The sequence below is a fragment of the Ruegeria sp. O11 genome (genome assembly GCF_056535285.1).
Map to the genome: position 1 here is coordinate 13409 of NZ_JBQERS010000005.1, position 22061 is coordinate 35469.

At 56.9% G+C, this 22061-nt stretch carries 18 protein-coding genes; 4 read left to right on the forward strand and 14 right to left on the reverse strand.

Translation table 11 applies throughout. The features are described from left to right. Positions 1–200: 200 nt before the first annotated feature. Positions 201–1670, forward strand: coding sequence for a tetratricopeptide repeat protein (locus tag ACRZ91_RS11660; protein WP_480905467.1), 1470 nt, complete (start codon positions 201–203; stop codon positions 1668–1670). Between the two features lie 242 nt (positions 1671–1912). Here the strand turns inward: ACRZ91_RS11660 and ACRZ91_RS11665 are convergent, their stop codons facing one another. The 7 genes from ACRZ91_RS11665 to ACRZ91_RS11695 all read right to left on the reverse strand — a co-directional run bounded on the left by ACRZ91_RS11665 (position 1913) and on the right by ACRZ91_RS11695 (position 9967). Then, entirely contained in the window at positions 1913–2134 is a 222-nt protein-coding gene (locus ACRZ91_RS11665) for a hypothetical protein (RefSeq protein WP_480905470.1), read from the reverse strand. A gap of 190 nt (positions 2135–2324) precedes the next feature. Beyond that, positions 2325–4139: a BCCT family transporter gene (locus ACRZ91_RS11670; RefSeq protein ID WP_170476013.1), complete on the reverse strand. Its 1815-nt coding sequence runs from the start codon at positions 4137–4139 to the stop codon at positions 2325–2327. 77 nt (positions 4140–4216) lie between these two features. After that, positions 4217–5227, reverse strand: a complete 1011-nt coding sequence (locus ACRZ91_RS11675; RefSeq protein WP_480905474.1) for an Ldh family oxidoreductase — start codon at positions 5225–5227, stop codon at positions 4217–4219. Between the two features lie 12 nt (positions 5228–5239). Next, positions 5240–5869 carry a DUF3726 domain-containing protein gene (locus tag ACRZ91_RS11680; protein ID WP_480654217.1) on the reverse strand — a complete coding sequence of 210 codons (630 nt, stop codon included), beginning with the start codon at positions 5867–5869 and terminating at the stop codon, positions 5240–5242. Next, entirely contained in the window at positions 5866–7551 is a 1686-nt protein-coding gene (locus ACRZ91_RS11685; RefSeq protein ID WP_480905477.1) for a hypothetical protein, read from the reverse strand. The genes ACRZ91_RS11680 and ACRZ91_RS11685 overlap by 4 nt, the downstream gene beginning before the upstream one ends. After that, positions 7548–8525, reverse strand: coding sequence for a membrane dipeptidase (locus tag ACRZ91_RS11690; RefSeq protein ID WP_480654214.1), 978 nt, complete (start codon positions 8523–8525; stop codon positions 7548–7550). Before ACRZ91_RS11690 ends, ACRZ91_RS11685 begins: the two co-directional genes overlap by 4 nt. Next, complete coding sequence (locus tag ACRZ91_RS11695) at positions 8525–9967, reverse strand: aldehyde dehydrogenase family protein (RefSeq protein WP_480654212.1); 1443 nt, start codon at positions 9965–9967, stop codon at positions 8525–8527. The genes ACRZ91_RS11690 and ACRZ91_RS11695 overlap by 1 nt, the downstream gene beginning before the upstream one ends. A gap of 100 nt (positions 9968–10067) precedes the next feature. Between ACRZ91_RS11695 and ACRZ91_RS11700 the strand changes: the two genes are divergently transcribed. Then, positions 10068–10946, forward strand: coding sequence for a LysR family transcriptional regulator (locus ACRZ91_RS11700; RefSeq protein WP_480654210.1), 879 nt, complete (start codon positions 10068–10070; stop codon positions 10944–10946). Positions 10947–10957: 11 nt separating this feature from the next. Here ACRZ91_RS11700 and ACRZ91_RS11705 read toward each other — a convergent pair whose 3' ends face one another. The 5 genes from ACRZ91_RS11705 to ACRZ91_RS11725 form a co-directional block, all read right to left on the reverse strand. Next, positions 10958–11203, reverse strand: coding sequence for a MoaD/ThiS family protein (locus ACRZ91_RS11705; RefSeq protein ID WP_010441051.1), 246 nt, complete (start codon positions 11201–11203; stop codon positions 10958–10960). Then, positions 11200–13452 (reverse strand): xanthine dehydrogenase family protein molybdopterin-binding subunit, encoded by a 2253-nt coding sequence (locus ACRZ91_RS11710; protein WP_480875152.1) that lies wholly within the window; start codon positions 13450–13452, stop codon positions 11200–11202. The genes ACRZ91_RS11705 and ACRZ91_RS11710 overlap by 4 nt, the downstream gene beginning before the upstream one ends. Beyond that, positions 13452–13931 (reverse strand): (2Fe-2S)-binding protein, encoded by a 480-nt coding sequence (locus tag ACRZ91_RS11715; protein ID WP_480905484.1) that lies wholly within the window; start codon positions 13929–13931, stop codon positions 13452–13454. The genes ACRZ91_RS11710 and ACRZ91_RS11715 overlap by 1 nt, the downstream gene beginning before the upstream one ends. After that, positions 13928–14794 (reverse strand): FAD binding domain-containing protein, encoded by an 867-nt coding sequence (locus ACRZ91_RS11720; RefSeq protein ID WP_480905487.1) that lies wholly within the window; start codon positions 14792–14794, stop codon positions 13928–13930. The genes ACRZ91_RS11715 and ACRZ91_RS11720 overlap by 4 nt, the downstream gene beginning before the upstream one ends. Positions 14795–14922: 128 nt before the next feature. Next, the gene (locus ACRZ91_RS11725) at positions 14923–18135 is read right to left on the reverse strand and encodes a reductive dehalogenase (RefSeq protein ID WP_480905490.1); all 3213 of its coding nucleotides are present in this window, start codon (positions 18133–18135) and stop codon (positions 14923–14925) included. A 77-nt stretch (positions 18136–18212) separates the two neighbouring features. Between ACRZ91_RS11725 and ACRZ91_RS11730 the strand changes: the two genes are divergently transcribed. Continuing rightward, entirely contained in the window at positions 18213–19115 is a 903-nt protein-coding gene (locus tag ACRZ91_RS11730) for a LysR family transcriptional regulator (RefSeq protein ID WP_480905492.1), read from the forward strand. Here ACRZ91_RS11730 and ACRZ91_RS11735 read toward each other — a convergent pair. Continuing rightward, a complete protein-coding gene (locus tag ACRZ91_RS11735; RefSeq protein WP_480905495.1) occupies positions 19106–19957 on the reverse strand; it encodes a LysR substrate-binding domain-containing protein in 852 nt (283 codons plus the stop codon). The genes ACRZ91_RS11730 and ACRZ91_RS11735 overlap by 10 nt on opposite strands. Positions 19958–20060: 103 nt before the next feature. On the opposite strand from ACRZ91_RS11735, the gene ACRZ91_RS11740 reads away from it, so the two are divergent. Beyond that, on the forward strand, positions 20061–20762 hold the full coding sequence (locus tag ACRZ91_RS11740; RefSeq protein WP_480905498.1) for an SDR family oxidoreductase: 702 nt from the start codon (positions 20061–20063) through the stop codon (positions 20760–20762). A gap of 3 nt (positions 20763–20765) precedes the next feature. On the opposite strand, the gene ACRZ91_RS11745 is transcribed toward ACRZ91_RS11740, so the two are convergent. Then, on the reverse strand, positions 20766–22037 hold the full coding sequence (locus tag ACRZ91_RS11745; RefSeq protein WP_480905501.1) for an NAD(P)/FAD-dependent oxidoreductase: 1272 nt from the start codon (positions 22035–22037) through the stop codon (positions 20766–20768). Positions 22038–22061 lie beyond the last annotated feature (24 nt).

Genomic DNA, 22061 nt, shown 5'->3' on the forward strand with positions numbered 1-22061 from the left:
TAGCTGCGCTGCGGCAGGTTTGCTTTGCTTGGACGACCGCTGTGCGGATAACGCGGACACGCCGCGTAAGAAAATATTCGATCGAACAGAGCGCATCGCCGCTCAGATGACAGTTCGGACATATCGCACAATTTTGTGTATGATGCCGCCGAGCCATACGCTCAAACAATTTCGGACAATATTTAATGTGGAGACGATAGATGCAGCATTTGCATACCAAAGCCCGCAATACTTTTGTCGCCTGTATTAGCTCGTTTTTTGTTTTCGTGCCCGCAGTCTCAGCGGACGCTAATTTCCAGACGACATGCAACCCAAAAGCGGACCAGGCTTTCAACGAAGGTCTGAATCTCATTCACAACATGATGTATATTCAAGCCGAAGAAGCGTTCAATATGGCAGCGGCGGCAGATCCAGCATGTGCTATGGCGCAATGGGGTATCGCGATGTCGAACTTTCATCCTCTTTGGCCCGGCACTCCAAGTGAAGCCGAAACAGAGAGAGGGTCTGCTGCAGCCGAAAAACTCGCGTCAATGTCCACCGAAAGCGCCCTTGAACAAGCGATGATGGATGCTGCTGCTGCTTTCTACGCCCCGAACCAAGAAGGCTACCGCGCTCAGCTTACTTCTTGGGCAGAGACACAAATCGCTGCTGCGGACCAACATTCGGACGACGTAGACGCTGCGGCTTTCGCATCGCTGGCGCGCCTTGCAACCGCGCCGCGGGGCTCCGACGGGATCAAAGTGAAGTCGCAGGTGGGAGACACGCTCGACAAACTTCACCAAAAGGTACCAGAACATCCCGGTGTCATACACTACGCCATCCATGCTTATGACAATCCGCCCCTAAAGGATCGAGGCAGGCCATATGCCGAGATTTATGACAAAACGGCTCCTAGCGCTCCACACGCGCTGCATATGCCCGCCCACATCTTTACACGGACAGGGGAATGGGAAAAATCAATCGATCTGAATGGCCGATCGGCCGAAGCTGCTCTTGAGCAATCCAAAGACGTTGTGCAAAGCCATTATGCGCATGCCATCGACTATATGGTTTACGGCCATTTGCAACTTGGCGATGTGGACGAAGCCGAAAGGCTCGTCGGCGAAATGCTGGCAATCCAAAACCATCAGGTCAGTTTCGGCAGCGCTTATGCACTGGCGGCTGCGCCTGTTCGGCTGCCTCTTGAGCAGGGACAATGGGACGTCGCGGCGGCACTGTCGCCTGAGATGCATCCGGTCATTCCATGGGAGAAATTTCCACAAACTGTTGCCATGCGGTGGTTTGCGATCGGTATCGGCGCGGCCCGTAGCGGTGATGTCGATACAGCGCAGAGCGCGCTTGCCGAGCTCAAGTCTTTGCACGCTGTGATGAAGGAGCGTGGGCAGGGCTATTGGGCGCAGTTGACCGAAGCACAGATCATGTCGGTGGAAGCCTGGATTGAACTGGCCGATGGGGGCTCTGAGATCGCAGTTGCTAAGCAGGCAGCTGCGGCTGATCTCGAGGATAAGATTGGCAAAAGCCCGGTTACACCCGGCCACGTCCTTCCGGCACGAGAACTTCTGGGGGACATGTTGATGGTGCTAGGAAAGCCCGATGAAGCTGCGGTCGCTTATCAGGCAACGCTGGATCTTTCTCCAAACAGAGCACGAAGCCTCGCGGCACTTCAATAAGCGGCAACAAAACACTTGGTCGGTGCTTTGTAGTTTTTGCAGCAGCATCGATCGCTTTGGGCAAAAGCAACCGCATAGCGATCATGGCCCGAACGACTGCCATGCTGGACAAAGCTGACTATGTCTTTTTGGCCGCCCCGGCTTGGCTTAAACCACCGGAAAACTTCAGAAATGGAAGATTTCGGAAAAGGTTATGCCATGACACGCTTCGAAACGAACCGCGCTTTCGAAAGCCGTAATTTTCAAAACATTTTTTGAGTCGTCGACGCGACGGTGTTGGCATGGGAGATACGATCAGCCCCTCTTCGCAACTCGCCGCTATAGTGGCACGATGGATCAACGCCTAAACCAGCCTTGTCCCGCGCATACTGTTCGAAGATGAATGCCATTTCGATCTGATTTGGGCTGTTGATAAACTGCCCAAATTCCACACCAGTTTCTTGCGCGGGAATGACCGGCGGCATGACCTACCATGCAATCAGGGGATCAGATGCTGCCGGCGAGCCAGACAGCCATTTTCCTGTCTGCGTATCTTCCGGTTACGTGGCGTAGCTTAAGTGCGTGATTCGATGCAGAGGGGGTAGTCGGAGATGGGCGACGCCAAATACCGAAATGATGCCGGGCGACCGCATCGCGACCGCCCGGCACAACAGCTTATTCAGCCGGTGCAGCGTGCTTTTGCCGCAATCCGTCACGATACAGCGCCTTGGCAAGCGCCACGCACATCAGCCCCATCACCATCGTAAAGGGCAATGCGCCGATAATCATCGCGTTTCGCAACGCGTCCATCGGGTTGTTCTCACCCGCAGCCAGGATCAGCGCACCGATCACAGCCGTCAGGATCAGACCCCAGATGATCTTGTGCTTGTTGCCGATATTCTGATCGCCACCCGACATGATGGTGTTCATCACCAGAATGCCCGAGTCCGCCGATGTGACCAGGAACGTCATGATCAATACGACGCACATCACGGTGATGCCGGACAGCAACCCACCCGAAATCATCTCTTGCAGGGTTACAAACAGCTTGGCGGTGTTCGATGCACCGATGATGGCGCCTTCGGCCGTGCCGTTCAGTTCCAGATCGATCGCGGTGCCACCCAGAATGGTCATCCATGCAAAGCAGACCAGCGCTGGTGCGAATACACAGCCAACGATGAACTCACGAACCGAACGCCCTTTGGATATGCGCGCTAGGAACAGGCCCACGAAGGGCGAGAACGCGATCCACCAGGCCCAGTAGAACGTGGTCCAACCTGCCTGCCAACCAAACTGACGACCGGGGTCACCAGCGGCATAGACCGAAGCGAGAACGGATTCAGGCAGGGCTGCGGCGTCGCCTTCAAGTCCTGATTTGAACCCGTCAAACGAACCCCAGGGGTTGGTTGCACCGCTGTACAGGGCATCGGCAAATGGGGCAGCTTCGCTTGGCAACGCTGCATCAAATGCTGCCGCTGACTGCGGGTTGAACGCGCCAAAGCTGAGCGAGATGAAATGCAGGATGTAGTCGATGAACGCCGTTGCATAGGTGGTCATTGCAAACAGGAACGACCCGAATACGACGAAGACCAGCAGCAGGATCAGAGACAACACCAGATTTAGGTTAGACAGATACTTAACGCCACGACCAACGCCGGATACAGCCGATACGATCGACAGGCCCATGATGACGATCAGACCCGCCAACAGACCTACTGTACTTGGCGTCGGCACTTCTCCGTTCAGATCCATAATCCATCCCATACCGGTGATGGCATAAAGACCGTCGATAAACTGTGAAACGCCAAAACCGATCGTTACCGAGACACCCAGGATTGTTGCAACAACACCCAGAACGTCCACGACGTGGCCAAGAAAACCGTTCATCAGCTTGCCGAACAAAGGTGTCAGCGCAGTGCGGATCGTTAGCGGCATGTTGCGTGTGTAGGCATAGTAGGCCAGCGACAAGCCCGTCACGACATAGATCGCCCAGGCATGAAATCCGTAGTGCAGGAAGGTATAACGATACCCGGACTGCAGTGCCTCTTCGGTATTACCAACTACCTGTTCGGCGATCACAACCGGGTTTGACCCCCAAAGGCCCAGAGGCTCAGCGGTGGCAAATACCATCAGACCGACGCCCAGACCGGCGCCGAACATCATAGAAAACCACGAGAAATCCGAAAATTCCGGTTTTTCACCTTCCGGCCCCATGAGTCGTTTACCAGTTTGCGGCAGCGCAGCCACAACAAACAGGAAAAAGGCAAAGAAGCCGACGATGATGATATAGAAAGCGTTAAAGTCTTCCAGCAGGCGAGAGTTCAGGCTGCCAAGAACACCGTTTGCATTAGCGGGCCAGACCAATGCCCAGATCACCAGCGCGACCATGATTGACTTGCTGAGCAAGGCAATTTCGACGCTGTGGCCTTCGTAAAACCCACCCGAAGATCGCTTGATCTCCAGATCGGTAAAAGGGTCCTTCATAGACATGTGATTCCTCCCTGTTCGCACGTGTCCCGATTTCCAGGTCATTCTCTTCTGGCACCCCGGATTTGCACCACAAAGCCCTAAGTCAGCAGGGCCTCAATTTTGCTAAGTGTCGCTACGTTCACCGCAACGCCATCAGATTTAGCTGCCAGTCGCTTTGCACGGCGGCCATCTCCGGGCAAATGTGCGCCCTCTTGCGACCGGATCGCTTCGACAAGATCGACAATTCCTGTTGAAAATGCGTCATTCGCCGTCGCATTTGCGTCAATCGCAATAAAGAACTGCCCCGTCTTCGGCGGACCACCGGCCGTGCCAGAAAACGGAGAGGCGTGGATTCCCAAAGTCGCGCCGGTCAGAGCAGCAGCCAGAACTTCGGTCAGCAGCGCGATGCCAACACCTTTATAACCACCCGACGGCGCCATCGAACCCTTGAGGCCCACATTCGGATCAGTGGTTGGATTTCCTTCATCGTCCAGTGCCCAACCAACAGGGATCGGCCTGCCTTCACGCGCGTGTTTCATGACTTCGCTTTTGGCGATGGTGCTGGCGCTCTGGTCAATCAATAGGGCGGGCTGGCCGTCCGTGCCCGGAGCGGCGATTGAAAACGGATTGGTGCCGACCACCGGCTTGGCCCCGCCGGAGGGCGCAATTGAGGCCGGAGCGTTGGTGAAACCCAGACCAACCAGGCCGGCCTGCGCCAGACGATAAGTATGATATCCAAGAACGCCGCAGTTATAGCTGTTTCTGATCGCCAGCGCCGCAATCCCCTGCGCGCGGGCAGCGGGGATCAAGGCGTCGAACCCGGCTTCAATGGCGGAATGCGCAAATCCGGTGGCAGCATCGACTGTAACGACGCCGGGGCGTGGCTGCGCCAGAACCGGCTGTGCCAGCCCATCAACCTTGCCGCATTGAACATGCTCACAGTAGATCGGGATATAGGCCAGACCATGGCTGGCAACCCCGTCAGCCTCGGTTGCCGCGGTCGCAACCGCTAAAGGACGCGCGTTTTCTTCGCTCGTCCCCGCAGCCACCAGCGCGCGAAAGGACAGGTTTTCAATTTCAGCAAGTGAAAGGGTGCGGGTTTCAATCATGTCTGTCTCTTTTCAGTCATTGTCAGAAAGCCCGGCCCCTGCGCCGAGCAAACGGGATTCTTCAGTCGCAGGAGCATAGGTAAGATGGGCAAAACGGTTGAGTATCGTCCATGCCGCCGGATCAGGCGTTGCACGCGTCTGTCGTGAACACGGCTCGATCAGTAGGTCGCTAAATGCAACCTCGACATGATCCGCGCGAATCGGGCATTCGTTTCTCGGCATCAAACTCGCACCATCCGTCAAAGCCTTGAAATCGCCCGCCGTGATTGAAAACACCGTGTTGTGTATGCGCGCAGCATAGGCCGCAAATGGCAGTAGCATCATTGGCGAAGCAACCTGTCTGATCCGGATCGGGCCTGCCAACAGCATGTGCGCACAGTCAGAAAGCAGAGCACCGACCATCAGTGGGCATAGGTCTTTGCGACCAACCCAGTCTCCGTCCAGCCCTGCGGGAACATGATCTTCCAGTGACCCGGCAAACTCGCCTGCCAGCACGCGCGACAATTCGACCGTTCCGTCCAGCCCCTGCGCACAGAGCCATCGCGTCGCTTTTGCGGCCTCTTCAGAGATGCCCCAGGCATAGCCCGCACCCCGCGTTGCACGCTTGGCCGTGGCTTCGATTTCATTAAGGGAAAAACTCATTGGGTGCGCTCCGGATAAACCCACAAATCCGCGTTTTCCGGACTCAGTTCCTCGGGGTAAGGTGCCCCCGAATACATGCAAATACGCACCCAACGATCCGAGCGCGGGTCGAAATGCGTGGCACCAAAGAACGACAATTTGGCGCGCAACATGTCTATCGGCAGGACCTCCGCACTGATCGTATTGTCGCTGATTTCGCCATATGGTGCCAGACGGCTCATCTGCGCACGACGTACGGTGTGGCGGTGTTCAGGGTGGCGCAGCAGGAATTCGGCGATCGGACTTTCGCCCGACCAGTCCGCCAAAGCCTTATCGGCAAGCGCGGAATCACGTGCCGGAGCAAGCGGTTGCTCATATTCCTCTATCGGTTCTTCAAACCGTTCCCCCAAACGAGGCTCAAGCTTTTCTTCCGACACATACCAGGCGCGCGCGCAGTTTTCAGGCGCCGACCAGTCAAGATCGAGTGCCCAGCCAAAACTGGAGCGGATCAGGTTGCGCACCTGTGCGACTGGCATCGCCCCGTCAATTGTAAAGGCCGCGCTATTGCCATCCGCCATGCAGCAGGCCAGCCCGTCCACCAACTCGCCATACGGTTCAAGGATCAAAGAAGCCAGCAACTCTTGCCCTTCTTCGCTAAGCGCGGTCCGGGACCACAGGATCAGGCGATCCCAGGGCTGATTTTCCGTCAGATCGGTCTGATCGAGATGCGCGGCTATCGCACCCAGATCGGCATTCAGTGCGAAGAGTTTTTCAATCTGGATCGGGTGCTCGGACCGCCACCACGAGATCGACAATTTACTGCGCTCGAAAATCTCGCGGAACAAGGCAACTTCGGCGTCTGTGGCGGCATCAAGGGACCGAACGCGTGCGATGGCCTCTTCACGGACCATGATCCAGTTGTTGAACAGGATCGGGTGATTGACGATGAAAGGCGCCATGCCCAATCCCGTCGAGTTGCCGATCCCCAGCCAGCGGGCGATATCGGGGTCAAGCTGCGCGGTCTGCGTACCACCCTTGGCATTTGCCATATGCTGCACCAGATCACGGACGAATATTCGCGTCAGATATACCGACAGCATCTCGGCCTGAAACGGGCCGCTGACCTCGGGGCGATCAGCGATCTTTTCCCGATCCGCCGCGCCGAACTTGCCCGATCCGTAAACCGCAGTTGTGCGCATCAGATAGCCAACCTTGTAGATCTGCGCGAGATCCGGTTGCTGGCCCGCAGCCAACTGGTCGACCACATGAGCCCACAACCGAACAGAACGGTTGGCACGCGACAGCGACAACTCGTTTTCACTGACACGCCCGGCCTCTTGCAGTGGTACGTTCCGAGACAAACGTTGGATATCGTCCTTGGTGGGAACACCATCAAACAAGGTGAAGGTCGCATCCCAGGCCTCGGCGATCACACGGTCCGAGCGTTGCTCGGGCGGCAGGTCATGGGCGAATGCGACCAGTGAATAGGTGCGATCGGGTCCTTGTGCGGAATAGACCGCGTGGCCAACCCCGTTGTCATCGATATCGAACACGGGGCGGCTAAAAACCCACTGCTCGGCCGCCATGCGACGGGTGAGCTGGCGCATAAAACTGAGCCGACATTGATGAAGCGAGCCCAGACGCGAAAGGCGCATCACCGTAGCGGGATCGCGGCGTTCGATATTTGGGTTCACGGTATTCATGGTTTATAAGGTCCAAAGTTCTCTGCAAAGAACCGATACCAGTTGCCGCCCATGATTCCGGCGACTTCCTCGGCATTCATGCCAACGGCACGCAATCCAGATTCGATATTGCCAAAATCCCGATTGTCGCGGAACCAGTTTGGCATCGGCGGGAAACCGGCGTTAGAAGCCGAGCCTTCGCCATAGTCGATCTCTTTTGTCCAGCGCCCAACCCGCATCCATTCGACCACGCTATCGGGTTGGTCCTGACACAGGTCGGTACCAATCCCCAGATGCTGAGCCCCGTACTTGTCAGCGGTGCGGGCGATCATCTCGCAAAAGCTTTCCAATGTGCAGTCGGACTTGTCTCTCAGGTGATGAGGATAGACCGAAAAGCCCAGCATCCCACCTTTTTCCGTCACTGCCCGGATCACGTCATCCCGCTTGTTGCGAAGCGCTGGAGACCATTCATGGGGGTTTGCGTGGGTGATCGCGATGGGGCGTTCGGACAGTTCTGCCGCTTCGATGGTCGAACGGTCCGCCGAATGGCTCATATCAACCACCAACCCCACACGGTTCATCTCTTTGATCACCTGCTTGCCCATGCGGGTGATGCCGGTGTCTTCGGCCTCATAACACCCAGTCGCCAGAAGGGACTGATTGTTGTAGGTCAATTGCATGAACCGCGCGCCCAGATCGTGCAGGATTTCGACCAGCCCGATATCGTCTTCGATGGGGCTGGGGTTCTGGAAACCGAAGAACACTGCCGTCCGCCCGGATTCGCGGGCTGTGTCGATATCGCTGGCCCAGCGGCCTTTCATGATCAGATCCGGGTATTGTTCGAACCAACGATTCCACTTTTCAAAGTTAAGAACGGTTTCGCGGAAATTCTCATGGTAGGCGATGGTGACGTGGATCGCGTCCACGCCTCCTTCACGCAGTTGCCGGAAGATCTTCTCCGACCAGTTTGCATATTGCAGGCCATCGATCAGCATCAGACAGGGCCTGCGCTGATATAGGCGGTTTTGACGGTGGTGTAGAACTCCGCCGCTGCCTTGCCCTGTTCACGCGGACCGTAAGAACTGTCACCCCGCCCACCGAAAGGCACATGGTAATCGGTGCCTGCGGTGGGCAGGTTGACAGTAACAACACCCGTGCGGGCATTGCGGCGGAAGTGAGTGGCACGTGCCAGAGATTTAGTAACGATGCCCGAAGTCAGACCGAAATTGGTGTCATTGACCACGCTCAGCGCCTCGTCATAGCTGCTGACCTTGATGACGCTGGTCAAAGGCGCGAACATTTCCTCGCGGTTGATACGCATGTCATTATTGGTGTTCAGAAACACGCCCGGCGACATGTAGAAGCCATCGTGCGGCATCTCAAGGCGCTGACCACCGCAGGCCAGTTCCGCGCCTTCGGATTTGCCCAGATCAACATAAGCGAGGTTCTCGCCTAGTTGTTGTTGGCTGACGACGGGGCCCATCTGAACGCCCTCTTCCAGTGCATGGCCGACCTTCATCGCCTGCGCGCCTGCAACCAGTTTCTCGACAAAGGCATCGTGAATGCCCGCGTGCACCACCAGCCGCGAAGAGGCGGTGCATTTTTGACCGGTGCCACCGAACGCGCCACCCAAGGCCAGCGAAACCGCCAGATCCAGATCGGCATCGTCCATGACCGCCAGCGCGTTCTTGGACCCCATTTCCATCTGAACCTTCGTCAGATTCTGTATGGCCGCTGCGGCGATGCCCTTGCCCACCGGGACCGATCCGGTGAACGAGATTGCATTGACCTTGGGGCTTTCAACAAGACGCTGCCCGATTGAGCGGCCAGACCCCATAACGAGGCTGAACAATCCTTTGGGAACATCCTGACGCTCGATGATCTCGGTCAAGGCCACTGCCGAGGCCGGGGTGATGTTGGCAGGCTTCCAGACGACAGCGTTGCCATAGCACAGCGCCGGGGCGATCTTCCACGAGGCCGTCGCGGTGGGGAAGTTCCACGGACTGATGATCGCAACAACGCCAACGGCTTCGCGACGCACATCCACTTCGATATCCGGGCGCACAGAGTCCGCGTTCTCACCGATCTGACGCAGGCATTCTGCAGCGTAGTACGTGAAGAACTGACCGGCGCGATAAACTTCGCCCTTGCCTTCGGCCAGCGGTTTGCCCTCTTCCCGGCTGAGCAGCGTACCCAGTTCCTCGGCGCGCGCCATCAATTCATTGCCGATTGCGTTAAGAACTGCTTGCTTGCGCTCCAGTCCGTAGGCGGCCCATTCCGCCTGTGCCACGCGTGCCTTATCCAGTGTCGCCTCAAGCTGGTCGCCGCTGGCTTGCGCGAACATGCCGACTAGATCGGTCAGATCAGAAGGGTTCCGGTTTTCAATTTCGCTTTCGCCTGCCAGCCATTCGCCAGCGATTAGGTTCAGTTTGGTCACAATGCGCCCCAGAGTCAGAATTCGTTTGTCACAGGATGGATTTTCGGGGGCGCATCAGTCAAACTCAAATAACTTAAACAAACTTCAAGGAAGTTGAAGGTTGGCTATCAAAATCGAAATGTTGCGTTGCTTTTGCACAGTCGCGCAGACCGGCAATCTGGTCGAGGCAGCCGATCGCCTTGGCCGAACGCAATCAGCCATCTCAATGACGCTGAAACAGCTCGAAGACCATCTGGGTAAGAAACTGTTTGAAGGCGAGCGAAAAAACCAGCTATCGCCGTTGGGTGAGCAGGTGTTCGAACTTGCCCTGAAACAGATCCGCCAATTTGACCAGGCCGTCCAGAACATCGATGCGGCGGCACAGGCTCAACAAGGTCTGATCCGGATCGTATCTGTCCCTTCGGTCGGGGCGTTGATATTTCCACCTCTGCTGGAATACATGACCAGCCAGTTCCCAGGTGTTAAGATCGAACTGCGCGACTCGGATACGCAACAGGTGTTGGATGCGATTGCGCAGGATCAGGCCGATATCGGCATTGCATCGGGATATCATCCATTGAATGGTGTTCGCGCTCTTCCACTATTTCAGGATCCATTTGGACTCGTCGCAGCCTCAGATCATGACCTGATCACAAGTGCAAAACCGCTGAGCATCGCTGATATCCCAACCGCGCCATTTGTGCGAAACAGGCTTTGCGATCTCATTCAATCGCCAGCGTTCCTGTCAGCCACCGAAAATGCCGCGATCACAATCCACAATACACATTCACTGATCACTCTGGTTCGGTCCGGTAATTGGATCACTGTTTTGCCCCAAACCGTGGCAGAATTTCTGCCAGAGGCGGTCGCTTTCCGCCCTATCGTGGACCTTGACGACAAGAGGCAGGTTTATCTGTATGTCCGCGAACGGTCGCGGTTTCAGAACCTGACCGAACAGTGCAGCACTTTCATATTGTCATGCGATTTCGCCAAGAAATAGGATTCCGAAATTCAGCCTCCGCGCAGGCGCTGCATCAGATAAACTTCGGCACCTTCCGGGATCGGCTCGGACAGACCCGTCGCGATGATGCGACCGTCAACCGCAACCGATACGCCCGCGTCAATTGGGGCCTGTAATCGGGGATGATGGCGCACCAGTTCTTTCAACAACTCGCCCGTGGTAGCCGCCTCAACTTCGACCACCTGCTGGCCTCCGGTCAGAGACCGGAGGCTGGACCAGAGGTGAACCTGGATCATTTTTCCTTAAGCGCCGCCAGAATGCGCGGCGGTGACATTGGCAGTTGCTTCATCCGCACACCAGCTGCGTTGGATACCGCGTTGGCGATGGCGGCCAGAGGCGGCACGATCCCGGTTTCTCCCACGCCGCGCACGCCAAAGGGGTGGCCGGGGTTGGGCACTTCGACAATCACCGTATCAATCATCGGCAAATCGCTTGCGACCGGAATGCGGTAGTCAAGGAAGATCGAGTTCTGCAATCGACCATCCTCGCCATAGATATATTCTTCGTTCAGCGCCCAGCCGATGCCCTGGGCGGCGCCGCCTTGGTATTGGCCTTCCACATAGGTCGGGTGGATTGCCTTGCCGGCATCCTGAATGACCGTGTAGCGGACGATGCTTGTTTTGCCGGTTTCCGAATCCACCTCGGCATCCACTATATGAGTGCCAAAGGACACACCCGCGCCTTCAGGGGTGGCTTCGAAATGACCTGAGATCGGACCTCCGGTCGCGCCCATATCTGCGGTGATGTCAGCCAACGGCAGCGGGTCGAAATCGCCCGCATTCGGGCCCGACGGTACTGCGCAACCATCCTCCCATTTCACCGCATCAACCGGAATGCCCCATTTGGCTGCTGCGCGTTCGCACAGTTTCTCAACCGCGTGGTTTGCGGCTTTGATCGTTGCCAGACCACTGGCATAGGTCACGCGGCTGCCGTGAGAGACATCATTGTAACCAAGCGAAGCGGTGTCCGCGACGGTCACCCGAATGTTTTCATAGGGAATACCCAGAACCTCGGCCGCCATCAGGGCCATTGATGCACGCGAACCGCCAATGTCAGGCGTTCCAACCATAACTTGCGCCGAGCCATCCTCGGACAAGGCCAACGAAACAGACGTCTCGCCACCATGATTGAACCAGAAGCCACAGGAAATTCCGCGCCCCTGCCCCGGTTTCAGCGGCGCCGAATAATGCGGATGCGCCTTGGCTGCTTCAAGTGTTTCGACAAGGCCGATGCGCTCATATGTGGGTCCATAGCTGGCTTTTGAACCTTCAGCCGCCGCGTTCTTGAGGCGCACATCCACAGGGTCGAGACCCAGTTGATTACACAACTCATCCAGCACGGATTCAACCGCAAAAGCACCCATTGGTGCGCCCGGCGCGCGATAGGCGGCCTGTTTGGGGCGGTTAGCTATGACGTCATACCCCACCTGCCGCACGTTGGTCAGGTCATAGGGCGCAAAAGCACACATCGCAGTCAAATCGCCAGGTGCACCGGGAAACGCGCCGCCCTGCAGACGAAAAATACCTTGGGCCGCTGTGATCGTGCCGTCTTTCTTCATCCCGATCTTAATATCCATCGACGCGGATGAAGTGGGGCCAGTGGACCGGAATACCTCGGATCGGTTCATCACCAGCTTGACCGGGCGGTTGGCTTTGCGGCTTAACGCCAAAGCCACCGGTTCAATGAAAACAGTGGTCTTGCCGCCGAAACCTCCTCCGATTTCGGAAGCTGTCACGCGCAACTGCGCGGTTTCGATGCCTAGCAACGTGGCACAGTATTTCTGAGCGTACCAATGACCCTGAGTGGTGCACCACAATTCTCCCTTACCATCCATGCCCAACGACGCAAGACAGGCATGAGGCTCGATATAGCCCTGATGAGTCGCCTCGGTCACAAAGCTGTCTTCGATGACCAGATCAGCCTCGCCAAACCCGGCCTCCACATCTCCGTGACCGCTTTCATGATAGCGTACGACATTTGGATGCATGCCTTCAGGCACCGAATAGTCGGCCGCACCTTCGCGGATCACCGGTGCATCCGCAGCCATCGCCTTGTCTACATCGGTGACATGAGGCAACACTTCATATTCCACCTCGATCAGTTTCAGTGCATCACGTGCAGCCAACGCTGAAGTCGCGGCAACCGCAGCAATCGCATGGCCGTCATACAGCGCCTTCTCGCCCGCCATGACGTTTTCCAGGACATTCCAGAACTCGCCTTCCAGACCCGGCTTGAACGGGAGTACGGCAAAATCTGCGCGAGTGACGATAGCCTTGACGTCCTTGAGCGCCTCGGCCTTTGAGGTGTCGATCCTGACGATCCGCGCATGTGCGTGCGGTGAGCGCAGGATTGCCCCGTGCAACATACCCGGCGCGTAGGCATCAGCCCCGAACCTGGCACGACCTGTCACTTTGTCGAGCCCATCAGGGCGGTCGGGGCGCGTGCCTACGAAGTTGAAGATGGACTTACGATCGTCGAGTGCCATTACGAAGCCTCCCGCAGCTCAGCAGCCGTATCCATCACGGCGCGGATGATCTTGTCATAACCGGTGCAGCGGCACAGATTGCCGGCCAGCCAATAGCGCGCCTCTTCCTCGGTTGGATCCGGGTTCTTTTCCAACAGGGATTTGGCCGCAACCAATATGCCCGGCGTGCAAACACCGCACTGCAGGGCGGCATATTCAATGAACTTCTTCTGCAACGGATGAAGGACATCGCCATCTGCGATCCCTTCAACGGTTTCGATCTGCTTGCCCTCAGCCTCGACGCCCAGCATCAGGCACGAACACACCAGACGACCATCGACGGTCACAGAGCAAGCGCCGCAATCACCCGTGCCGCAGCCTTCTTTCGTGCCGGTCAAGTTCAGCTTGTCGCGCAAACAATCCAGCAGCGTTTCGCGCGGATCGCAGAGATATTCAACTTCATCACCGTTTACGGTGGTCGTTACGTGCAGCTTACTCATGCTTGCTCTCCCTTGGCGCGGGTATAGGCGATCTTGGCGGTACGCTTGGCAAGAACTCCGGCAACTTCGGTCCGAAACGCGATGGTGCCACGTTTGTCATCAATTGGGTTGCACGCGGCCGATGCGGCAGCGGCGAGAGCATCGAGAGCGGCGTCATCCAAAGTGGTGCCAATGATCGCGCGGACTGCTTCTTCGACCAGAAGAACGGTCGGAGCGACAGCCCCAAGTGATACGCGCGCCTCGGTGATGATGTCGCCGTCCAGTCGCAGGTTTACACCCACTCCGACCACGGCGATATCCATTTCGGTACGCGGGATGAAACGCAGATAGGCATCCCCACCGTTTTCGCCACGCGCCGGAATGTTGACAGACGAGATTACCTCACCCTTAGCCAGTGAAGTTCTACCGGGGCCGGTCGGGATGTTTTCAACCGCCACGTCCCGCACACCCTCTGAGCCAGTGACTGTGACCGTTACACCTGCCGCGACCATGGCGGGAACGGAATCAGCCGCCGGAGAGCCATTGCAAAGGTTGCCGGTCAACGTCGCGCGCCCCTGTACCTGAGTCGATCCGATCAGGTCCATTGCCTCGACCACGCCGGGCCAGTCGTGGCCAAGCTCAGGGTGCTCGCTCATCTCTGCGCCGGTTGTGGCTACACCCAATGTCCAACTGCCGTCGGAATTACGGGTGATGTCATGTACGCCGTTGATCTTCTTGATATCGATCAGCGTATCCGGTGTCACCAGTTCCGAGCGCAGTTGCACCAGAACGTCGGTGCCCCCCGCCAGAAACCGCGTGATGCCCGTTGCATTTTGTGCCAGCGCCGAAGCTTCGGCAAAACTGGCGGGGCTGTGATAGTCCATGAAAGTACCTCGCACCTGTTGATCAGGGTTCACTGGGTTTTGCGAGGGACGTTAGTGCAGCGACCCCTGTTCGTCCATGGCCTGTGCGACCTATTTTTTGATCTAAATATGTCGCATTCAGACTGCGCTCAGAGATCGATTTCGATCACACCGTCTTTTTGCGCCGCACGGCTTTGGCAGAGTATGATCGCCCCTTCTCGTTGTTTGTTCGATAACACAAAATCACGATGTTCGATTTCGCCCGAAATCACTCCGCATTTGCAGACACCACAGATGCCATCGGCGCATTTCACATCAACGTGTATTCCCGCTTCATTCAGGACCTGAGCAGCATCTTTGTCCTCTGGCACTTTCAGTTCCCGACCGGATTTTGCCAGCTTGAGGGTGAATTCGTGGTTTTCGTATTCCGGCTGTTCAGGGACCGAAAAGTACTCCAGATGCCGCGCTTCTTCTGGGAAACCCTGCGCTTCGGCGGCTTGCATGACGCCATCCATGAAACGATCCGGACCGCAGGTGTAGACATGCCAACCCTCCTGATAACCGCCAAGGATCGCATCTACGTCGGCACGCGTGCCCTCATCTGAGAAATGATAGTGGACGTGATCCGCCCAGGGCATCGTGGCCAAGTCGTCCAGATATCCCGCCCCGGCGCGCGTGCTGGCGGAGTAGTGCAGTTCAAATGGCCTGCCTAACGCATGCAATCGATGCGCGAAGGCAATCATCGGAGTAATCCCGATGCCGCCCCCCATCAGGAAGGTTCTTGATGCATCTTCATTCAGCTCAAAGTGGTTGATCGGTTTGGAAATGAAAACCTTACGACCTTCATTGAAAATCCGATGCAAGAGGGCTGATCCACCACGCCCCTCGTCTTCACGCAGAACGCCGATCTGATAGGTCGAGCAATCTGACGGGTCGCCGGACATGGAGTATTGGCGCAAAAATTCTGGCGCGACCAGCACGTCCAGATGCGCACCAGCGGTCCATTCAGGCAGCGGGGCACCATTGAGCGTCGAGAATTCATACTTCGTGACATCCGCGGTCATCTTGTCGACCTTAGTCAGCTCCACCCTCATGACCGGAGCATCGCCTGCGATCTGATAACGATGAATGACCGACATATCGCCCGCTGCCTTGCGCGCCTTGTATTCATCGGCGGTCAGCATCGCTTCATACGCTGCGATCCCGGCCTCGCGGTCCATCGCAAACGGATAGGGCCACGGATGCGGCGCAAGATAGGCCGGATAAACCGCAAGCGTCTGATCCTCGTATTTCAGGTCGAGGTCCTTTTGCAGATCGCGCCGGTTCAGGGGATGTTGCGTTGGGCGATAGGCACCGTCAGCTTCCAGCTCTATATCCCACCACCATTTCTTGGTGTCATTCAGACCGCCATTGCCGACGGCATCATCCAGTTTTGCTAAGGCAGGCGCAGCCTGAGGGATATTCATCGCGGCCCATCGGAAAGGGCGTTCCTTAAATATACCTTCCAGGTTCCAGGGGCAGGTTTTCATGCAACGCCCACACATGGCGCCGCCCGGAGTGGTGACCCGGTAGGTCGCGCATTTCTGGCTATCGGACTTCCAGATTTCGTAGCCATTGAACATCAGCTTCGGCCCGGCGGTGATCGCACCCGATGGGCACTCACGCGCGCATTTGTTGCAGTTCTCACAGAAAGTCTGCAGGCCAAAATCGATCGGCTTGTCATGCGTCATCGGCATGTCGGTTGTCACGACACCCGATTTCAATCGGGGGCCGAGATATGGGTTCAGAATAACTTCTCCGATCCGACTGACCTCGCCCATTCCCGACAGTAGCAACAGAGGGGGTTGCAGCACCTCTCCATCCATCACCGTATGGGCCTTGGCTTTGTAGCCGAGGTTGCGGATTTGCTGCGCGATTACGCCGCCCAAAAGCGAAAACCGCAGATATGCGCGCATCGACTGGGCCACGCTGATCCAGTCATCACCGCTGGCACCTTCCATCGTCTCGTAACCCTGGTCAATGATCATGCTGATCGCCTGGTCATGTGACGGGTTTATCTCTTCGCCAGTGGCGTCGTGGGAATACCAACTCCATTCGGGACACCGGCTGAGGCCCACCGCGTCGACTCCAAGGAAGTAAGTCGCAGCCTTGATGTTCGCGCCATTTCGGTCGGCATCTGCAGGTCCTTCGACCATGGCGCTGTCGCCATCCTGCAGCAGAACAAACGCGCCCAGCGCACGGCGCTGTGCAAAGCTTGGGGCCGCTTTGCGGACATAATAGCCGCCTTTGGCTGCGTCCTGCAGGTTTTTGCCCATGTCGCCGAACTGTGCGCGCGCGAACATATCCGCCCGTTTGGGAACGCGGGCGACATTCTCTTCGTCGATATATGTGGTGGGGTTGTCCACGCGTTTGAGGTTTTCGAACGGATGCGCACCATCGACATATCGACGCTTAGCATACGGATCACGGTTCATGGCATTCTTCGCAAAGCCGGTACCCAACCACCACGCCGGACCCTGGGTCCGGAACCAGGGTTGTTCCGCCATGGGACAAAGCGGGAGGTCATGAGCAATTTCCATTTCGGTGGTTACCGCAGCCAGACCAAAGCGTTTGCCAAGCCAGGGCACTACGACTTCGCCGTCCTCCAGTGAAGCCAGGCCTGCGGCCACGGCGAGTTTGCCCAGATCAACCTCGGATGACATTGCCGAGTGTGCCCGTGCATCAAACCCCAACAAACGAATATAGTTGGCTATCACAACGGCATTTTCGGTGGCCAAGAGGCAGGCGCGGTGATCCTGCGCCTCCGCGATCCATTCGGCCCCCGGCTCCGAAGGATCAGGATCACGGTTGAATTCATAAAGAAACACAAGTGCATGGCGATGGCTGTCGATGGGCTTGGGCGCGGCTTCCATGCTTTCTTTCAGATCAGCCATGATCACATCGATGCCCGAGGCCAGGGTTTTGGTCTGACGGGTTCGAAGGGCATGGGCCAAGCGATCGATATCCGGGTTGCGCCGGGGTTCGGCCAACATTGCATCCGGCAGCAGAGGTCCGCAGCCCATCATCGACACGTCGTTAAAATAGCCGAACGCTTTCAGGTGGTTGACGCGATCAACGGGATCGGCTGGGATTTCAGACGCGACTGGATTCACGAAACCGTCCCGGATCGCATCCAGCATTGCCTGGAATTCTCCCATTGCATTGACGATGCTTTCGGGCCGATCAGAACGGTGAAAGCTGAGCGCGCGCATTGGTGGGACTTGTGTCAAGTCAGGCATCCGGTTTTGCCGTGCCAGCCGTTCCAATGGGTACGAGCCCATATGAACGGGTCGGTTCTTGTCCGAGAAAAAGCGGATCCCCATCGTGTGCCTCCTGCTTGCTGCCCTTCCCCCTATCCCGGCATGGACACCAAATCCATTCATGAATAATCATATACAGTATGAATAAAATTGATTTCACTGATCTTGATGGCAAAGTCCTTCGGGTATTTCTGACAATACTCGAAGAAAGTTCAGTCTCGAAGGCAGCCGACCGGCTCGGGGTGACGCAATCGGCCATCAGCCATACGCTGGGAAAGTTGCGGCAAGTGCTTGGTGATCCGCTGTTCGTTCGATCCGGTCAAGGGCTGACCCCGACTGAACGCGCGCTTGCCCTCAAAGAGCCGGTTCAACAGGTGTTGGACAACATGCGCGCCTTGACCGTCGGCCGTCCATTTGATCCTGTGTCTGAACAGATGGGCATCCAGATCGCCACCAATGATATGCCGCGCGAGCTGATCTTTCCCGAATTGCTGCGTAAAACGCGCAAGGAAGGCGTCCGGTTGCGACTGGAATTCATCCCTTCGGGGGTTCCGGACCCGGACCTACTACGCAGTGACCGGTGCCAGTTGATGCTGACCCCATTGCCGCCAGATGGACCGGATATCTTTCAGAAGCGCCTGATCACCAGCCCACTGATGGTGTTTTATGACGCTGCCCACCGTGAACCACCCAGGGACTGGTCCGCCTATTGTGACAGCGATCATGTCGAGGTGCGTTTCACCGACGGACGAAATGCCCGTGCCGTAATGCGTGGCGTGGACCAAAGCCAGATCAGACCACCCGTTGTTACCTTGCCGCATTTCAACGCAATCCCGCCTTTCGTGAAAGGCAGCGACCTGATCTCGACCGATACAGCTTTGATGCAACGCGGCCCGCTTGCGGCGCTGGACTGTGCACCCTTACCGTTTGAGTGCGATCCCGTCTCTATCTACATGGTCTGGCACCAGCGCTCGACCAACGATCCCGCGCATCGCTGGTTACGCACACGGATCGAGAGCATTGCCGCCAATCTTCAGACCTGAGATAGAAGCCAGTCGCGCATGTGTCCTACTAATTCTGGTTGACGTGGCTTCTTGGGTATGACGATAAAAAAGCTCAGATCATCAACCAGCACCTCGGATAATGGTTGCGATAGGCGCCCCGAGGCCAGTTCATCCGAAACAAGCGGGGCATTGGCCAGCGCAAACCCCTGACCGGAGATTGCGGCGTCAATCGCCAGGCTTGTCTGACTGAAGCTTATCGTCCGGGGTTTCCCCTCTACCCCGGCACGTTCCAGATACAGAGGCCAAAGTCTGTGGGAATCGCTGAGTAGAACGTACTCCATCAGATCATCTGGGCTGGAGATTTGTGACGCCAATTTTGGAGAGCTGACAACAACGAACTCGGTCGAGAATAGCGGTATGGCATTCAGGTCCTTCGCAATCGGCGAACGGCTTTGACGTACTGCGATGTCGATCCCATCCGATCTGAAATCCGCCAACCGCTCGCGCGCATCAACCTGAACTGAAATATCGGGATAGCTGGTCAGAAAATCATTCAAACGCGGCACCAGCCATTTAGATGCAAAACTGGGCGTGACCGATATTGCGATCTGCCTATTATTGGATAGGTCATCGAAGGCATCTTCGATCAGACGAAACGCCCGACGTAGTGGCGCTTGTAGCCTGCGTCCCGCTTCGGTTAGCCGCAACCCGCGCGGAAGGCGTTCAAACAGAGCAGTCCCCAATCGCGCCTCAAGTCCACGCACTTGCTGAGCAACGGCCCCTTGAGTGACCCCAATTTCTTCCGCTGCAAGGCGAAAGTTCAAGTGACGCGCCGAGGCCTCGAAGGCGCGCATCGCGTTGAGAGGTGGAAGAGCAGGCATACATAGACTGTAGATTTTCTACTGCTACTGCGCAACAGAACTGATTGGTCAAATTCATACAGGTCAGCCATCTTTACACCAGTTATCGCAGAGGGGCGCGAAGATGGAAAAAGTTGCATTGATCACTGCAGGCGGCAGCGGTATGGGCGCGGACAGCGCGCGCCGGTTGGCGGCGGACGGGTTCAAGGTTGGCATCCTATCCTCTTCGGGTAAGGGTGAGACGTTGGCGCATGAATTGGGCGGCGTCGGTGCCACGGGTTCGAACCAGTCAACTGATGACCTGCAAAAACTTGTGGATGCGGCGATGAACCATTGGGGGCGCATCGATGTATTGGTCAACTCGGCTGGTCATGGCCCACGCGCACCGGTGCTCGAGCTTACGGATGAGGACTGGCACACTGGTATGGATGTCTATTTCATGAACGCGGTGCGGACCACACGTCTGGTTACCCCTATCATGCAGGCGCAGGGTGGTGGATCGATCATCAACATCTCGACCTTTGCCGCCTTCGAACCTGACCCGGTGTTTCCGACTTCGGGCGTATTCCGCGCGGGGCTGGCGGCCTTTGCAAAACTGTTCTCGGACAAATATGCCATCGACAATATCCGCATGAACAACGTCTTGCCGGGGTTCATCGACAGCCTTCCCGAGAAGGAAGAGTTCCGCTCACGCATTCCGATGGGCCGCTATGGGCGCAGCTATGATGAGATCGCCTCGGTCGTCTCGCTGCTGGCCTCTGAGGGTGGCGGATATATCACCGGCCAGAATATCCGTGTGGACGGCGGTATTACCCGGTCTGTCTAAACTTCAAAATCGGGTTTTGACGAGGTGCGTCAGTGCAGCTCCGGTTTCGAAAAAAGCACGGCGCAGACCCGTCCAGTTTTCACTGTATTCGTTTACCGGCGGCACAGGCAGCAGCGACGGATCATCGTTCAGCAGGCTTTCGGCCATTAAGCGACCGAACACGGTGCCCGGTCCGATCCCGCGCCCCGAGAACCCATGGGCGGCAAGCGCATTCGGGCCGATCTGAATGATCTTGGGGATGTGGTCTGAAGTCATCGCAATGCGTCCGTGCCAACCTTTGACCAGCGGTTGATCCGCCAGTTGTGGATAGAGCTCCACCAACTTGCGACTGACCCAAGCTTTGTGCGCAAAGCCTCCGACGCTGTTCAGATCACCCATTCCGCCGATGATAAATCGTCCCTCCTGATCCAGCCGGAACGATGTCATGATCAGCCCTGTATCCCAACACCCTTCACCCTCGGGCAGTATGCTGGCTCGTAGGTTATGTGACAGCGGAGCAGTGGCGTATTGGAAATAGTACACAGGTACGTAGGCGGGCGCGGTATCGACGATGCCTTGATGATAGGCGTTGGTCGCCTGAATGATCGATTTGGCACGCACGGTGCCGTTTTCTCCGTGCAAAACCCACATCCCCGCCTCCTGTCGCAGGGATTGGATTGGGCTTTCGGTATAGATCAGCGTCCCCACATCCTGCGCGGCGCGTGCCAAGCCGACTACAAAGGCCAGCGGTTGAATTGTGCCAGCACGGGGGTCGAACAAAGCGCCATGGACAGCGGGGCTACCTGTGCGCTTGCGTGAGGTGTTTGCATCAAGTAGCTCGACCGGCGCTCCAGAAACGCTCAACTGGCTATGGCGTGTATGCAAATCCTCAAAGCCCTTGGCCGAATGGGCACAATGTAACGTGCCATGCCTCACCGGCTCGCAGGCGATCTCATGCGCATTGACCAGCCCAAAGACTTCAGACGGTGCATTCGCCAGCAGATCGATCAGACGGCTACCCGGCACCTGCCCCAGATGCGATCGAATTTGATCAGGCGGCAGCCAAAGCCCAGCATTGACCAACCCAACATTTCGACCCGAGCCGCCATGCCCAATCTGATGTGCTTCGAGTAGGCAAACCGAAGCCCCAGCCTTTGCTGCGGTCAAGGCGGCAGAGCATCCCGTGTACCCGCCTCCTATAATTGCAATGTCTACGGTTACGTCACCGGAGAGTTTTTGCGTTTTGATACTCTCGCCGCAGGTCTGCCGCCATAACGATTGATCATAGTCAGGCATTCCCAAGCCTCGCCAAATTTTCGT

What these genes read in the sequence shown, in the direction of transcription:
- ACRZ91_RS11660 (WP_480905467.1), top strand. Translation starts at nt 201, where the DNA reads ATGCAGCATTTGCATACCAAAGCCCGCAATACTTTTGTCGCCTGTATT.
- ACRZ91_RS11665 (WP_480905470.1), bottom strand. Translation starts at nt 2,134, where the DNA reads ATGCCGCCGGTCATTCCCGCGCAAGAAACTGGTGTGGAATTTGGGCAG.
- ACRZ91_RS11670 (WP_170476013.1), bottom strand. Translation starts at nt 4,139, where the DNA reads ATGTCTATGAAGGACCCTTTTACCGATCTGGAGATCAAGCGATCTTCG.
- ACRZ91_RS11675 (WP_480905474.1), bottom strand. Translation starts at nt 5,227, where the DNA reads ATGATTGAAACCCGCACCCTTTCACTTGCTGAAATTGAAAACCTGTCC.
- ACRZ91_RS11680 (WP_480654217.1), bottom strand. Translation starts at nt 5,869, where the DNA reads ATGAGTTTTTCCCTTAATGAAATCGAAGCCACGGCCAAGCGTGCAACG.
- ACRZ91_RS11685 (WP_480905477.1), bottom strand. Translation starts at nt 7,551, where the DNA reads ATGAATACCGTGAACCCAAATATCGAACGCCGCGATCCCGCTACGGTG.
- ACRZ91_RS11690 (WP_480654214.1), bottom strand. Translation starts at nt 8,525, where the DNA reads ATGCTGATCGATGGCCTGCAATATGCAAACTGGTCGGAGAAGATCTTC.
- ACRZ91_RS11705 (WP_010441051.1), bottom strand. Translation starts at nt 11,203, where the DNA reads ATGATCCAGGTTCACCTCTGGTCCAGCCTCCGGTCTCTGACCGGAGGC.
- ACRZ91_RS11710 (WP_480875152.1), bottom strand. Translation starts at nt 13,452, where the DNA reads ATGGCACTCGACGATCGTAAGTCCATCTTCAACTTCGTAGGCACGCGC.
- ACRZ91_RS11715 (WP_480905484.1), bottom strand. Translation starts at nt 13,931, where the DNA reads ATGAGTAAGCTGCACGTAACGACCACCGTAAACGGTGATGAAGTTGAA.
- ACRZ91_RS11720 (WP_480905487.1), bottom strand. Translation starts at nt 14,794, where the DNA reads ATGGACTATCACAGCCCCGCCAGTTTTGCCGAAGCTTCGGCGCTGGCA.
- ACRZ91_RS11725 (WP_480905490.1), bottom strand. Translation starts at nt 18,135, where the DNA reads ATGGGGATCCGCTTTTTCTCGGACAAGAACCGACCCGTTCATATGGGC.
- ACRZ91_RS11730 (WP_480905492.1), top strand. Translation starts at nt 18,213, where the DNA reads ATGAATAAAATTGATTTCACTGATCTTGATGGCAAAGTCCTTCGGGTA.
- ACRZ91_RS11735 (WP_480905495.1), bottom strand. Translation starts at nt 19,957, where the DNA reads ATGCCTGCTCTTCCACCTCTCAACGCGATGCGCGCCTTCGAGGCCTCG.
- ACRZ91_RS11740 (WP_480905498.1), top strand. Translation starts at nt 20,061, where the DNA reads ATGGAAAAAGTTGCATTGATCACTGCAGGCGGCAGCGGTATGGGCGCG.
- ACRZ91_RS11745 (WP_480905501.1), bottom strand. Translation starts at nt 22,037, where the DNA reads ATGCCTGACTATGATCAATCGTTATGGCGGCAGACCTGCGGCGAGAGT.